Source organism: Rhizobacter sp. (assembly GCF_032229685.1).
GTDB lineage: Bacteria > Pseudomonadota > Gammaproteobacteria > Burkholderiales > Burkholderiaceae_C > LMDS01.
The window spans coordinates 241,995-255,084 of sequence record NZ_JAVTWP010000031.1; the positions used below are offsets into that span (position 1 = coordinate 241,995).

General features: G+C 68.4%; 13 protein-coding genes. 11 read left to right on the top strand and 2 right to left on the bottom strand.

From position 1 onward, the window contains the following. The first annotated feature begins 13 nt into the window (after positions 1–13). Both zapE and AC30PD_RS12825 read left to right on the top strand, forming a co-directional pair. On the top strand, positions 14–1,111 hold the full coding sequence (gene zapE / locus AC30PD_RS12820; RefSeq protein WP_489536038.1) for a cell division protein ZapE: 1,098 nt from the start codon (positions 14–16) through the stop codon (positions 1,109–1,111). A gap of 26 nt (positions 1,112–1,137) precedes the next feature. Then, positions 1,138–1,698 (top strand): hypothetical protein, encoded by a 561-nt coding sequence (locus AC30PD_RS12825; RefSeq protein ID WP_489536039.1) that lies wholly within the window; start codon positions 1,138–1,140, stop codon positions 1,696–1,698. Between the two features lie 22 nt (positions 1,699–1,720). Here the strand turns inward: AC30PD_RS12825 and AC30PD_RS12830 are convergent, their stop codons facing one another. Beyond that, positions 1,721–2,488: a PP2C family protein-serine/threonine phosphatase gene (locus AC30PD_RS12830; RefSeq protein WP_489536040.1), complete on the bottom strand. Its 768-nt coding sequence runs from the start codon at positions 2,486–2,488 to the stop codon at positions 1,721–1,723. Between the two features lie 66 nt (positions 2,489–2,554). Here AC30PD_RS12830 and AC30PD_RS12835 point away from each other — a divergent pair, with 66 nt between their 5' ends. Further along, positions 2,555–2,758, top strand: a complete 204-nt coding sequence (locus tag AC30PD_RS12835) for a YdcH family protein (RefSeq protein WP_489536041.1) — start codon at positions 2,555–2,557, stop codon at positions 2,756–2,758. Beyond that, on the top strand, positions 2,755–4,731 hold the full coding sequence (yoaA, locus tag AC30PD_RS12840) for a DNA repair helicase YoaA (RefSeq protein ID WP_489536042.1): 1,977 nt from the start codon (positions 2,755–2,757) through the stop codon (positions 4,729–4,731). Before AC30PD_RS12835 ends, yoaA begins: the two co-directional genes overlap by 4 nt. Positions 4,732–4,746: 15 nt before the next feature. On the opposite strand, the gene AC30PD_RS12845 is transcribed toward yoaA, so the two are convergent. Next, positions 4,747–5,544, bottom strand: coding sequence for an outer membrane protein assembly factor BamD (locus AC30PD_RS12845; protein WP_489536338.1), 798 nt, complete (start codon positions 5,542–5,544; stop codon positions 4,747–4,749). Between the two features lie 71 nt (positions 5,545–5,615). Between AC30PD_RS12845 and AC30PD_RS12850 the strand changes: the two genes are divergently transcribed. The 7 genes from AC30PD_RS12850 to AC30PD_RS12880 all read left to right on the top strand — a co-directional run bounded on the left by AC30PD_RS12850 (position 5,616) and on the right by AC30PD_RS12880 (position 13,084). After that, positions 5,616–6,617 (top strand): RluA family pseudouridine synthase, encoded by a 1,002-nt coding sequence (locus AC30PD_RS12850; RefSeq protein ID WP_489536043.1) that lies wholly within the window; start codon positions 5,616–5,618, stop codon positions 6,615–6,617. A gap of 296 nt (positions 6,618–6,913) precedes the next feature. Then, positions 6,914–7,663 carry an SMC-Scp complex subunit ScpB gene (gene scpB / locus AC30PD_RS12855; RefSeq protein WP_489536044.1) on the top strand — a complete coding sequence of 250 codons (750 nt, stop codon included), beginning with the start codon at positions 6,914–6,916 and terminating at the stop codon, positions 7,661–7,663. After that, positions 7,660–9,639, top strand: coding sequence for a pseudouridine synthase (locus AC30PD_RS12860; RefSeq protein WP_489536045.1), 1,980 nt, complete (start codon positions 7,660–7,662; stop codon positions 9,637–9,639). Before scpB ends, AC30PD_RS12860 begins: the two co-directional genes overlap by 4 nt. A 92-nt stretch (positions 9,640–9,731) precedes the next feature. Beyond that, positions 9,732–10,157 carry a nucleoside-diphosphate kinase gene (ndk, locus tag AC30PD_RS12865; RefSeq protein WP_489536046.1) on the top strand — a complete coding sequence of 142 codons (426 nt, stop codon included), beginning with the start codon at positions 9,732–9,734 and terminating at the stop codon, positions 10,155–10,157. Positions 10,158–10,168: 11 nt separating this feature from the next. Beyond that, a complete protein-coding gene (gene rlmN, locus AC30PD_RS12870) occupies positions 10,169–11,371 on the top strand; it encodes a dual-specificity RNA methyltransferase RlmN (RefSeq protein ID WP_489536047.1) in 1,203 nt (400 codons plus the stop codon). Continuing rightward, the gene (pilW, locus tag AC30PD_RS12875; RefSeq protein WP_489536048.1) at positions 11,368–12,210 is read left to right on the top strand and encodes a type IV pilus biogenesis/stability protein PilW; all 843 of its coding nucleotides are present in this window, start codon (positions 11,368–11,370) and stop codon (positions 12,208–12,210) included. Before rlmN ends, pilW begins: the two co-directional genes overlap by 4 nt. Further along, positions 12,203–13,084: a RodZ domain-containing protein gene (locus AC30PD_RS12880; protein WP_489536049.1), complete on the top strand. Its 882-nt coding sequence runs from the start codon at positions 12,203–12,205 to the stop codon at positions 13,082–13,084. Before pilW ends, AC30PD_RS12880 begins: the two co-directional genes overlap by 8 nt. Positions 13,085–13,090: the final 6 nt, after the last annotated feature.

Sequence of the window (13,090 nt, forward strand, 5' to 3'; positions counted from 1 at the left end):
GGCCGGCTGCATCGTGGCGGTCCGCGAACTCTACGAACGCACGCTGGCCGAGCGCGGGTACGCGCCCGACGCTGCGCAGCTGCGTGCGATCGACTCGCTCGAACGCTGCGAGAACGAGTGGGCCGACTACAAGGCCCGCCGCAGCAACGCGCTGACCAAGCTGATCGCGCGCCCGCCGATTCCGCGTGGTGTGTACATGTACGGCGGGGTGGGGCGGGGCAAGAGCTTCCTGATGGACTGCTTCTTCAACGCCGTGCCCCTGCAGCGCAAGACCCGGCTGCACTTTCACGAGTTCATGCGCGAGGTGCATCGCGAACTCGCCGAACTGCACGGCACCGTGAACCCGCTGCAGGAACTCGGCAAGCGCATGGCGCGGCGTTACCGCCTGATCTGCTTCGACGAGTTCCACGTGTCCGACGTGACCGACGCGATGATCCTGCACCGCCTGCTCGAAGCACTGTTCGAGAACCGCGTGAGCATCATCACCACGTCGAACTTCAAGCCCGACGACCTGTACCCGAACGGGTTGCACCGGGACCGCATCCTGCCGGCCATCGAGCTGCTCAAGTCAAAGCTCGAAGTCGTCAACGTCGACAACGGCACTGACTACCGCCAGCTCACGCTCGAGCAGGTCGGGCTTTATCACACGCCGCTCGGTGCCGCGGCAGACGCTGCCATGACCGACGCTTTCGAGCGCCTCGCCGAGGCCAAGGACGAGAGCCCGGTGCTGTACATCGAGCACCGCGAGTTGCGCTCGCGCCGGCGCGCCGGTGGTGTGGTGTGGTTCGACTTCAAGCAACTGTGCGGCGGCCCGCGTTCGCAGAACGACTACCTGGAGCTGGCGACGCAGTTCCACACCTTGCTGCTCTCGGGCGTGCCGGCGATGTCGCCGCGCATGGCTTCTGAAGCGCGTCGTTTCACCTGGCTCGTCGACGTGTTGTACGACCGGCGGGTCAAGCTGATTCTTTCTGCCGAGTGCGAGCCGGAACTGCTTTACACCGAAGGGCAGCTCGCGCACGAATTCCCGCGCACCGTGTCTCGCCTGCGCGAAATGCAGTCGGCCGAATTCCTGGCGCTGGCGCGGCGCGATGTGGACACCTCGCTCACATGACCCGGGCGCCACTGCGTCAAACGTGCGTGTTGCTGCTGGCAGCGGGCGCGTCGTGGGCCTGGAGTGCAGGCATCGGCACCGAGAGCCAGGAGCGCGCGCGCATCGCCAGTGAGCGTGCGGCGGCGCAGTCGGCTTTCGTGTCGCGCGAGCGTGAATGTCAGAACAGTTTTGTGGTCACGTCGTGTGTCGAAACCGCGCGCCGCGACTTGCGCGAAGTGCAGTTGCGCCTGCGCCGCCAGGAGGCCGTGCTCGACGAGATGCAGCGCCGCGAGCGTGCCGCGCAGCGCCTGGAGACGATCCGCAACCGCCCGGCCGCGGTCGAGGCGACGCCGCGCGAAGCTGCGGCTTCCGAGCCGCGCGCGGCGACGACCGCAACGCCCCGCGTGCGGGCGCATGCCGCACCTGTCCCCAAAATGTCGCCCGAAGAACGGCAGCGCGCCGAGGCGCTCAGCGAGCAGAAGTACGAGGCGGCCTCTCAGGCTGCGGGCGCACGTCGTGCCGCGGTGGAGCGCCGCAACGCTGAGCGGGCCGCCCGCGGCAAGAGTGCAGCACCTCTGCCGGTGCCGGCGGGCGCGTCGGCTCCCTGAGCCAGGGGTCGAGCCTGGCTGCTCAGTCGAGCGGTTCGATGCGAACCAGCGCGAGCGAGAGGTTGTCACCTGCGCCGCGTGCACGCTGGCGCGCCTTGGTGACGAGCATTTCGCTCGCTTCGCGGGGCGGCAGAGCGTGCACGATCGCGCCGATTTCACGCGGCGTGAAGTAGTGCCACAGGCCGTCGCTGCAGGCGAGCACGCAGTCGCCCACTTCGAGCCGGTCGATGCGGTTGTGCGCCAGCGGTGGGTCCTGGTGAGTGCCCAGGCACCCGGTCAGCAGGTTGGACTGCGGGTGCACATTGGCTTCGTCTTCGGTGATCGAACCTTCGTCGACGAGGCGCTGCACGTAGGAATGATCGATGCTGCGGCTCACCATGTCGGCGCCGCGAAAGTGGTACACGCGCGAGTCGCCAGCATGCACGATGTCACATTCGCGAGAAGGGCTGATGAGAAACGCGGCCACGGTGCTGTGGGGCTCTTCTTCAGCGGTGATCGCGGTCAGCTTGATCATGAGGTGCGATTCGAGCACCAGTTGTTTCAGCGTCTCGGCGGCATCGTCGCGGCTCGGCGCATAACGCTCGAACAGTTGATGAGCGGTCAGCAGCACCTGGTCGGCGGCCTTGCGGCCCCCGCTCTTGCCGCCCATGCCGTCGGCCAGCACGGCGAGCAGGCAGCCAGGGGTGCGGTCGTGCGCGATGATCTCGACCTGGTCTTGCTGGTAAGCGCGGTCGCCGCGGTGCAGGCCGGTGGTGGCTGAAAGACGGTAACCGAGGCTGGCTGTACTCATGGTCGAAAACTATAATCTGTCTGCATTCCCGCAAGGCATTGAAAACCGCTCATAAGTCGCGTGTCGATGGATATCAACCTGCATTCACTGCCGCGCCGGCTGATCGAGTTGCGCATCGAACACGGTGACCTCGACAGCCTGATCGACCAGGCCGCAGTGACGGTTCCCGACGACGAACTCACGGTGCGGCGCCTGAAGAAGCGGCGCCTGTTGCTGCGTGACCAGATCGCGCGGCTCGAAGCGGAGCTCGACCCGCCAGAGCCCGCGTGAGTGGCCTGGCCGAGGCGGTGACGGCGGCGTTCGCTCGCGGTGGTGCGCTGGCGAGCGCCGACCCGGGCCACGTCGAGCGCGACGTGCAACTGCGCATGGCGCTCGGTGTGGCGCAGGCGATCGAAGAGCGCAGCGCGCTCGTCGTCGAAGCCGGCACCGGCGTGGGCAAGACCTTCGCCTACCTCGTGCCCACCTTGCTCAGCGGCGCGCGTGCGCTGGTCAGCACCGCCACCAAGAGCTTGCAGGACCAGCTTTTCCTGCGCGACATACCGCGCCTGCGCGAAGCCCTGCAACTGCCGATCACCGTGGCCTTGCTGAAGGGCCGCGGCAGTTACCTCTGCCTGCATCGAATGAACATCGCACGCCAGTCGGCCGAGTTGCCCGATCGGTGGGCGGTGCGCACGCTCGCCAAGGTCGAGCAGTGGTCGCATTCGACCGTGAGCGGCGACCTGGCCGAACTCGAAGGGCTGGACGAGCGCAGCAGCGTGATCCCGCTCGTGACTTCGTCGCGCGAGAACTGCCTGGGCGCTGAGTGCCCCGAGTTCCGCCAGTGCCACGTGGTCAAGGCGCGGCGCGAGGCGATGGTGGCCGACGTGGTCGTGGTCAACCACCACCTGTTCTTCGCCGACATGGCGTTGCGCGACACCGGCGTGGCCGAGCTGCTGCCGAGTGTCGACGTGGCCTTGTTCGACGAAGCCCACCAGCTCACCGAGGCCGGTGTGCAGTTTCTCGGCACCACGCTCGGCACGGCACAAGTGATCGACTTCGCGCGCGACATGCTCGGCGCCGGCTTGCAGCAGGCGCGCGGGCTGGCGCCCTGGCAAGAACTCAGCGGGGCTTGTGACCGCACGGCGCGTGACCTGCGCATCGCCGCGGCCGGGCCGCTGCGTGAACTGCGCGGCACGCTCAAGCTGCGCTGGAGCGAGCGTGGCGAGCGCGACGAGTTCGCCGTTGCGCTGGCCGCCCTGGGCAGCGCTTGCGAGGCCGCACAAGAGGGCCTGAAGCTGGTGGCCGAGATGTCGCCCGACTTCGGCAAGCTGGCCGAGCGCGCCGGGCAGCTCGCCGCTCTGGCGGCGCAGTTCGGTGCCACCGCCGAAAGCGGCAACGTGCGCTGGATCGATGTGTCGCCGCACCAGGCGCGGCTGGTCGAGTCGCCCCTCGACATCCGCGATGCGTTGCGCGAGCAGATGGCGGCGGCGCCGAAAGCCTGGGTGTTCACCTCGGCCACGCTCGGCGACGACGAGGCGCTTTCATGGTTCACCGAATCGGCCGGCCTGGGTGACGCGCGCACCTTGCGTCTGGGCAGCCCGTTCGACTACGAAGCCAACGCTCGTCTCTACGTGCCGAGGGCGTTTCCAAAACCGAACGAGCCAGGCCACCCGGCGGCGGTGGCGCTGCTCGCGGCGCGCTGCGCCCGGGCGCTCGGGGGGCGCAGCTTCGTGCTGACCACCACTTTGCGAGCCTTGCAGACGATCGGCGAAGCCTTGCGTGCCGAGTTCGAGTCGCAAGGCGATTCGATCCAGGTGCTGATGCAAGGGCAGATCCCGAAGCGCCAGCTGATGCAGCAGTTTCTTGCGCAGCCGCGCTCGGTGCTGGTCGGCTCGCAAACCTTCTGGGAAGGCATCGACGTGCCGGGCGACGCGCTGCAGTGTGTGCTGATCGACAAGCTGCCGTTTCCGCCGCCGAACGATCCGCTCGTCGAAGCGCGGGTCAAACGGCTGGAAGACGAAGGGCGCAACCCGTTCGCAGACTACTTCGTGGCCGAGGCCGCGGTGTCGCTCAAGCAGGGTGCCGGCCGGCTGATCCGCAGCGAAACCGACCGCGGCCTGCTGGTGGTGTGCGACCCCCGCATGGCGGGCATGAACTACGGCAAGCGGCTGCGCCAGGCTTTGCCGCCGATGGCCTTGCTCACGACTGAGGCGCAGGCGCTCGAGTGGTTGTCGACGCTGTCCTCGGAAGCCCTGCCGTTCTGAGGGCTGGCCCAGGGTTCACCAGAACTGCCACCAGGCGCCTTTTTTGGCGCCGCCGATCCCGTCACTGTGCAGGGTGGTGCCGGGGAAGCTCTTGCGCAGCACCCGGTCGGCGTCGTCGCGCAGCTCGTTCAGGCCGAGCCTGTCGTAGCTCTGGGCCATGATGAAGAGGGCTTCTTCGGCGGCCGGGGACTGCTGATACTCCAGCACCACCTGCTGTGCACGATTGATCGCCGCCACGTACGCGCCACGCCGGAAGTAATAACGCGCCACGTGCACTTCATACGCCGCCAGCGAGTTGACGATGTAGTTCATGCGGACGCGTGAATCGTCGGCGTAGATCGACTGCGGAAACTGGTCGGTGAGGTTCTTGAACGACTGATACGAGTCGCGCGCAGCCTGCTGATCGCGTTCCGAGAGTTCCTGCCGCGCCAGGTTGCCGAACAGGCCGAGGTTGTCGTTGAAGTTGACGAGGCCTTGCAGGTAGAGCGCGTAGTCGAGCACCGGGCTGGTGGGGTGCAGCTTGATGAAACGTTCGAGCACCGACAGCGCCTGGGCCTTGTCGGAGTTCTTGTAGTGCATGTAGGCGCGTTCGATCTGCGCCTGCTGCGCCAGCGCGGTGCCCGAGGCGCGGCCCTCGAGGCGCTCGTAGAGTTTGCCGGCGCGTTCGTAGTTGCCGATGGCCGCCTCTTCCTTGGCCTCGGCATACAATTTCTCGGCGCTCCATGTGGATTCGACGTCTTTCGGCGTCGTGCCGCAGCCCGCGAGCAAGGCCAGCATCAAGGCCATCACGGCCAGCACGGGCCGACGCAGCACACTCAACTCATTCATGGGGCTGGAACCAGCGCAAGGCAGCGCTGTCCTGTCTGAAAACGAAGCGCGATTATATGGTTGAGCCCCTGTCGAGCCCCGAGAGCCCCGGCGCCGCGCCAGACGAATCCGAAGGCGCCGACACGCCCTGGCTCGAGGAGCCCGAGCGCCGTGAAGCCGCGGTGCCGCAAGCCCTGCATGGTCAGCGCCTCGACAAGGCCTTGGTGCCGATGGCGAGCGAGTTTTCGCGCACCCACCTGCAGGGGCTGATCGAGCAGGGGCACGTGCGGGTCGATGGCGTGGTCGCCAGTTCCGCGTCGCGCAAGGTGCTGGCGGGGCAGATCGTGTCGGTCGAACTCGTGCCTACGGCCGAAAGCCGCGCTTTCCGGCCCGAGCAGATCGCCCTCGACGTGGTGTTCGAGGACGAGCACCTGATGGTCGTGAACAAGGCCGCCGGCATGGTCGTGCACCCGGCCGCGGGCAACTGGTCGGGCACCTTGCTGAACGCGCTGCTGGCCCACCACCGAGGCGCTGCCAGCCTGCCACGTGCCGGCATCGTGCACCGGCTCGACAAGGACACCTCGGGCCTGATGGTCGTGGGCAAGACCTTGCCCGCCGTGACCGCACTGGTCCGCGCCATCGCAGCGCGCGACGTGCACCGTCGCTACCTGGCGATCGTGCACGGCGAGGTCGAGGCGGCGTCGTTCAGCGTCGACGCGCCGATCGGGCGCGACCCGAAGTCGCGCGTCCGCATGGCGGTGCTCGCTTCCGGCAAGCCGGCCCGAACCGACGTGCAGGTGCTGGCGCGTGGCGAGGGGGTCAGCGCGCTGCGCTGCACGCTGCATACCGGGCGCACACACCAGATCCGCGTGCACCTCGCGTCGCGCGGGCATGCGCTGGTGGCCGACGCGGTGTACGGTGGCAAACCGGCCTTGGGCCTGCAGCGCCAGGCACTGCACGCGGTGCAGCTCGGCTTCGTGCACCCGGCGCGGCCCGGCGACCCCGAAATGCTGTTCGATGCGCCTTTGCCGGCCGACCTGGCGCAAGCCTGGCAACAGGTGGCCGGCGGCTCGCACTGAGGCGCCCCGCAACGGGCATCGGGTTGGGTACAATGCCGCAGAACCTTCCTGGAACAACAGCCCCGCCCTGCAGCGAGCACTGCACGCGGGCACCCGGTAGTCCAGTTGAAGCGAGTCGCACTCCTTGGTGCGTCACCATGGGAAGCCGCGAGAAGCGGCACCCAGCCGCCAGCCGAGAAACGCCATGCCCGAGCCACAAGAGCGGGCCCGTGCCGAGGCTGAAGACAACTTGCTGCCCCGAGAAAACAGCTGAATGTTTGTGCCGCACCGCCCGGCCGAAAATGTGATCAAAGACCATGAATAGTCTGGATGCGAAGCGCGTCCTCGAGACCGCGCTCATCTGTGCGAGCCAGCCGCTGCCGCTGCGTGACATGCGCGTGCTGTTCGCCGACGAACTCGGCCCCGACACCCTGCGGTCCCTGCTCGACGAACTCACCCGCGAATGGGACGGCCGCGGTGTCGAGCTGGTGGCGCTGGCGACTGGTTGGCGCCTGCAGAGCCGGCCCGAGATGCGTGAATACCTCGACCGCCTGAACCCCGAAAAGCCGCCCAAGTATTCGCGCGCCGTGATGGAAACGCTCGCGATCATTGCCTACCGCCAGCCGGTGACGCGCGGTGACATCGAAGACATTCGCGGCGTCACCGTCGCGAGCCAGATCGTCAAGCAGCTCGAAGACCGTGGCTGGGTCGAAGCCATCGGCTACCGCGAGTCACCCGGCCGCCCGGCCTTGCTGGCCACGACGAAGCAGTTTCTCGACGACCTCGGCCTCGCCAGCCTCGAGCAGCTGCCGCTGCTGGCCGGTGGTGGCGCCGATGGCCCGGCGCTGGCGAGTGCGCTGGCCGAGCAGCCGTCGTTGCTCGACCCGCGCCAGCTGCAGATCGAAGAGAGTGCCGAAGACATGTCTGAGACTGCGCCTCGGAGCTTCGACGCCGAGGAACTCGCGCCGCCTGAACACGCCGAAGACCCGGCCGACGAATCCGTCGGCACCACGACCCCGCCAGAAGACCCAGCGGCCACCGCCGCCCCCGAGGAACCGCAAGAATGAACGTCAACCCAGAGTCTTCGGCCGTGCCCGAGTCAGAGGCGCCCGCAGAGGCAGGCGAGGCAGCCGCCAAGCCGGTGCGACGCCGCCGCGCGGTGAAGGTGACCGACGAAGCGGTGGCAGCGCCGGCCTCGGACGAGGTCGCCGAGGCCCCCGCGGAAGCGCCCAAGCCCAAGCGGCGCCGGGCGGCGCCCAAGGTCACTGATGCGGCCGCTGAAGTCCCCGTGGCCGGTGACACGCCGCCGATGGCCCGACAGGCTGACGATCACGAGCATGGCGTTCCTGTGCCGGCCCCGACGCAAGTCGGCCTCGATGCTGCCGCGCCCGAAGCCGCACCGGGGGATGGCGCACAAACTGCCGATGGTGAAGCTCCCTCCGGCGCCCGTGAAGACGGCCCGCGTGGCCGCCGCCGCGGCCGGCGCGACCGCAACCGCGGCGAGGCGCGCGATGCACAAGGCGAGGGTGAGCCGGCGGCCGAGCCGGTGCAGGCGGGTGCGCTGTTCGCCCAGGTGCTGTCGGGTGAATTCGACGTGGCCGGCGAGGCCCCGGCCGAAGCGATCGCGGATGAAGCCGAAGAAGAACCGGGCGCGCCGAAGCGAGTGCTGCAGCCCGAGCCCGAAGCGCCGAAGCTGCACAAGGTGCTGGCGCAGTCGGGCATCGGCTCGCGCCGCGACATGGAAGCACTGATCGAGGCCGGAGAAGTCACCGTCAACGACGAGGTCGCGCATGTGGGCCAGCGGGTCTCGTTCGGCGACCGCGTCAAGGTCAAGGGCAAGCAGGTGCGCCTGCGCATCATGCCCTTGCCGCCGCGCATCATCGCGTACCACAAGCCGGTGGGAGAGATCGTCACCAACGACGACCCGCAGAATCGCCCGACCGTGTTCCGCCGGCTGCCGCGCCTGCAGCAGGGCAAATGGCAGTCGGTGGGCCGGCTCGACATCAACACCGAAGGCCTGCTGCTGTTCACCAATTCGGGTGAACTCGCGAACCAGCTGATGCACCCGCGCTTCGGCGTCGAACGCGAATACGCGGTGCGCGTGCTGGGTACCCTCAGCGCCGACGACAAGGCCCGCCTGCTCGAAGGGGTGGACGTCGAAGGCCAGAAGGCCAGCTTCCGTTCCATCGAAGAAGGCGGCGGCGACGGCGCCAACCACTGGTACCGCGTCGTCATCACCGAAGGCCGCAACCGTGAAGTGCGCAAGCTCTTCGACACGGTCGGCCTGACCGTCAGCCGCCTGATCCGCATCCGCTACGGCACGGTGGTGCTGCCGCTGGGCCTGAAGCGCGGTGTCTGGGTCGATCTCGAAGACGGCGACGTGCGCGCGATCCGTCGCCTCGCCAGCGGCGGTGCCGGGCAGGGCCCGCGTGAAGCGGGTGACCGTGGCGACGAACGTGCTGCCGGTGGCCAGCAAGCGCAGCGCAACGACCGCCAGGGCGGGCGCCAGAACAACAACAACCGGCGCGACAACCCGCGTGACGGAGGCCCGCGCAACGCGCCGCGTGGCCGCCACCCGGAAGGGCAGCCGCCCGCGCCGTCGATGCAGGCGCACGGTGGCGAACGCGCGCGTGACTTCGACCGTGACGAGGACTCAGACTTCGACATCGACCCGGCGTCGATCCCGAACCCCCTCGAGCAGACATTCGACAAGCGCTTTGCCACCAACCCGCGCAGCCCGGTGGGCGGCCGCGGGTTCGGACGTGGCGGCGGCGGCTTCGGTGGCGGCGGCAGCGCCCCGCCGCCCAGCAACAAGAAGGGCCAGAGCGGCCCGAAGCAACCCGACCCGCTGCAGACCTCGCTGGGCTTCTTCGGTGCCGACGCCTTCCACCGCAAGGGGAACCGGGGCGGTGGCGGTGGCGGTGGCGGCGGGCGTGGTGGCAACCGGGGTGGTGGCGGCGGCGGTGGTGGTGGCGGATACGGGGGCAGCGGTGGCAATTCCGGCGGCTTCGGTGGTGGTGGCGGCGGCCGCCGCGGGCGTTGACCAGCCCTTGCGCGCAGTGCGGCCGTCATGGCCGCGTGACACCCGCACGTTACAATCTGAGGCTTTGCAAAACCTAGATTCAGGAGAAGAACATGGCGCTCGAACGAACCCTGTCGATCATCAAGCCCGATGCCGTCGCGAAGAACGTGATCGGTCAGATCTATGCCCGCTTTGAAGGCGCCGGCCTGAAGGTCGTGGCCGCCCGCATGGCGCACCTGTCGCGCGGCGAAGCCGAGGCTTTCTACGCGGTGCACAAGGCACGCCCGTTCTTCAACGATCTGGTCAGCTTCATGATCTCCGGCCCGGTGATGATCCAGGCGCTCGAAGGCGAAAACGCCATCCTGAAGAACCGCGATCTGATGGGCGCCACCGACCCGAAGAAGGCCGACAAGGGCACGATCCGCGCCGACTTTGCCGACAGCATCGACGCCAACGCCGTGCACGGTTCCGACGCACCGGAAACGGCCGCGGTCGAGATCGCCTTCTTCTTCCCCGGCATGAACGTCTACAGCCGCTGAGTGCACGTGCCGTGAGCGAGGCGCCGATCAACCTGCTCGAATTCGACCGCGAAGCGCTCGCGGCGTACTGCGAGCAACTCGGCGAGAAGCGCTTTCGCGCGACGCAGTTGTTCCGCTGGATCCACAAGTCCGGCGCGACCGACTTCTCGCAGATGAGCGACCTGGCGCGTTCGCTGCGCGACAAGCTGGCCGGCCGTGCCTGCCTCACCGCGATGCCGGTGCTGAGCGAGCAGGCCTCGAGCGACGGCACGATCAAGTGGCTGTTCGACGTGGGCGCCGGCAACGCGGTCGAAACCGTGTTCATCCCCGAAGACGACCGCGGCACGCTCTGCATCTCGTCGCAGGCCGGTTGTGCGGTCGGTTGCCGCTTCTGCTCGACCGGGCACCAGGGCTTCAGCCGCAACCTGAGCACCGGCGAAATCGTGGCCCAGCTGTGGTTCGCCGAGCACCACCTGCGCAAACGCCTCAACCTGCCCGAAGGCACGCGCGCCATCACCAATGTGGTGATGATGGGCATGGGCGAGCCGCTGCAGAACTACAACGCGCTGGTGCCTGCCTTGCGCGTGATGCTCGACGACCACGGCTACGGCCTCTCGCGCCGCCGCGTGACGGTCTCCACTTCAGGTGTGGTGCCCATGATCGACCGGCTGCGCACCGATTGCCCGGTGGCGCTCGCGGTGTCGCTGCACGCGCCGAACGACGCGCTGCGCGACGACTTGGTGCCACTCAACCGCAAGTACCCGCTCGAAGAACTGCTGGCCACCTGCCGGCGCTACCTCGACGCCGCGCCGCGTGACTTCATCACTTTCGAGTACTGCATGCTCGACGGCGTGAACGACAGCGACGAACAGGCGCAAGAACTGCTGCGCCTCGTCGGCGCCGGTGCGTCGCACAACGACGAGCGGCGGGTCTCGAGCAAGTTCAACCTGATCCCGTTCAACCCGTTCCCCGAGTCGGGCCTGAAACGTTCGCCGAGCGAGCGGGTCATGGCGTTCGCGCGGGTGCTGCAAGACGGTGGCCTGGTCGCCACCGTGCGCAAGACCCGGGGAGACGACATCGACGCCGCCTGCGGCCAGCTCGCCGGCGAGGTGCAGGACCGCACGCAGGCGCACACCCGCATGACCCGGGCGCCGGTGCAGGTGCACCGCAGCGGTTCGGTGGTCGCCAACACGATACAGGCCGGCCGTGCCGGCGCGCAGGAGGCCCGTCGATGATCGCTTCAAGCCTGGACGCCCGACGCGCTGCCGCGCTCGTGAAAACCGGTGCCGTGCTGCTGCTTGCCTCGCTGCTGTCGGCCTGTGTGACCACGCGCACTCCGCTGCCCGAGGCGGGCGCCGACGGCACCAGAGACCGCATCACCGCGTCCGACGAGTCCGACGGGAGCAAGCGCGCGAAAGTGCGCATGGAGCTGGCCGCCGCCTATTTCGGCCGCGGCCAGATGACGACCGCACTCGACCAGGTCAAGCTCGCGATCATCGCCAACCCGAACCAGAGCGACGCCTACAACCTGCGTGGCCTGATTTACGCCAACCTCGGTGACGACGTGCTGGCAGAAGAGAGCTTTCGCCGTGCGCTGCAGTTGAACCCGCGCGACGCCGACGTGATGCAGAACTTCGGCTACTACCTGTGCCAGAAGAAGCGTTACCCCGAAGCCAACGCGATGTTCGAGCAGGCGCTGGCGGTGCCACGTTATCTCGACGCGCCGCGCACGCTGCTGACCCAGGGTGTGTGCCAGGCGCAGGCCGGGCAGTTGCCTCAAGCCGAAGCGACCTTGCTCAAGTCGTACCAGCTCGACCCGGGCAACCCGTCGACGGCCGTCAATCTCTCAGAAGTGCTCTACCGCCGCGGCGACTACGAACGTGCGCGCTTCTACGTGCGGCGCGTCAATGCCGTGCCCGAAGTCGCGAACGCGCAGACGCTGTGGCTGGCCGCGCGCATCGAACACCGCTCGGGCAACACGCGTGCGGCCCAGGATTTCGCCGACCAGCTGCGCGGGCGCTTCCCCGACGCGCGCGAAACCGGCCTGCTCGCCCGAGGCGCCTACGATGAGTGAACCGACCGCGGCCGGTTCGGGCGCAGCACCTGCGGCCACCACGGCCGGTGGGCTGTTGCGCCAGGCGCGCCAGGCGCAGGGCCTGCACATCGCCGCGCTCGCCGCCGCCATCAAGGTGTCGCAGCGCAAGCTCGAGCTGCTCGAGTCCGACCAGTACGACCAGTTGCCCGACGCCACGTTCACACGCGCGCTGGCGCAGACCGTGTGCCGCACGCTGAAGGTCGATGCCGGCCCGGTGCTGGCGCTGATGCCGCCACCGCGTGGCCACCGCCTCGAAGAGATATCCGAAGGGCTGAACACGCCTTTCCGCGAACGCCCGGGTCGGCTGGAACCGGGCGAGTGGGTGAGCTTTGCGAGCCCGCTGGTCTGGGTGGCGGGCCTGCTGGTGCTGGCCGCGCTGGCCGTCTACTTCATGCCCGCTTCCTGGGTGCCGGCGGCGCGCGAGCGCTTGTCGGCCGAAGTCGGTGCGAAAGCTCCCGCGATCGTGTCTGAAGCTGCATCGGCGGCCGTGATCACCGCGCCTGTTGCCGCAGCGGCTTCGGCCGTGGTCGAAACGCTGCCGGCACCGGTCGCGCCCGAGGCGGCTGCATCGGCGGTCGCGGGCGACATGCCGGCCAACCCGCCCGAAGCCGTGCCGGCGGGCGTGCTTCAGGTGCATGCCGACGAACGTTCGTGGGTCGAAGTGACCGATGCGCGCGGCCGCTCTCTCATTTCGCGACTGGTCGAAGCTGGCGAAGACGTGGGCCTCGACGGGGTCATGCCGCTGAAGGTCAGAATCGGCAACGCGGGCGCCACGAAGGTGGTGTTCCGTGGCCAGCCGCTGGAGCTCGGGCCTTTCACCCGGGACAACGTGGCCCGGCTCGATCTCAAGTAAGGCTTG

Excerpts from the sequence above, each read along its gene's own strand:
- AC30PD_RS12830 (WP_489536040.1), bottom strand. The coding sequence starts at position 2,488 with ATGAGTACAGCCAGCCTCGGTTACCGTCTTTCAGCCACCACCGGCCTG.
- AC30PD_RS12835 (WP_489536041.1), top strand. The coding sequence starts at position 2,555 with ATGGATATCAACCTGCATTCACTGCCGCGCCGGCTGATCGAGTTGCGC.
- AC30PD_RS12850 (WP_489536043.1), top strand. The coding sequence starts at position 5,616 with ATGGTTGAGCCCCTGTCGAGCCCCGAGAGCCCCGGCGCCGCGCCAGAC.
- scpB (WP_489536044.1), top strand. The coding sequence starts at position 6,914 with ATGAATAGTCTGGATGCGAAGCGCGTCCTCGAGACCGCGCTCATCTGT.
- AC30PD_RS12860 (WP_489536045.1), top strand. The coding sequence starts at position 7,660 with ATGAACGTCAACCCAGAGTCTTCGGCCGTGCCCGAGTCAGAGGCGCCC.
- ndk (WP_489536046.1), top strand. The coding sequence starts at position 9,732 with ATGGCGCTCGAACGAACCCTGTCGATCATCAAGCCCGATGCCGTCGCG.
- pilW (WP_489536048.1), top strand. The coding sequence starts at position 11,368 with ATGATCGCTTCAAGCCTGGACGCCCGACGCGCTGCCGCGCTCGTGAAA.
- AC30PD_RS12880 (WP_489536049.1), top strand. The coding sequence starts at position 12,203 with ATGAGTGAACCGACCGCGGCCGGTTCGGGCGCAGCACCTGCGGCCACC.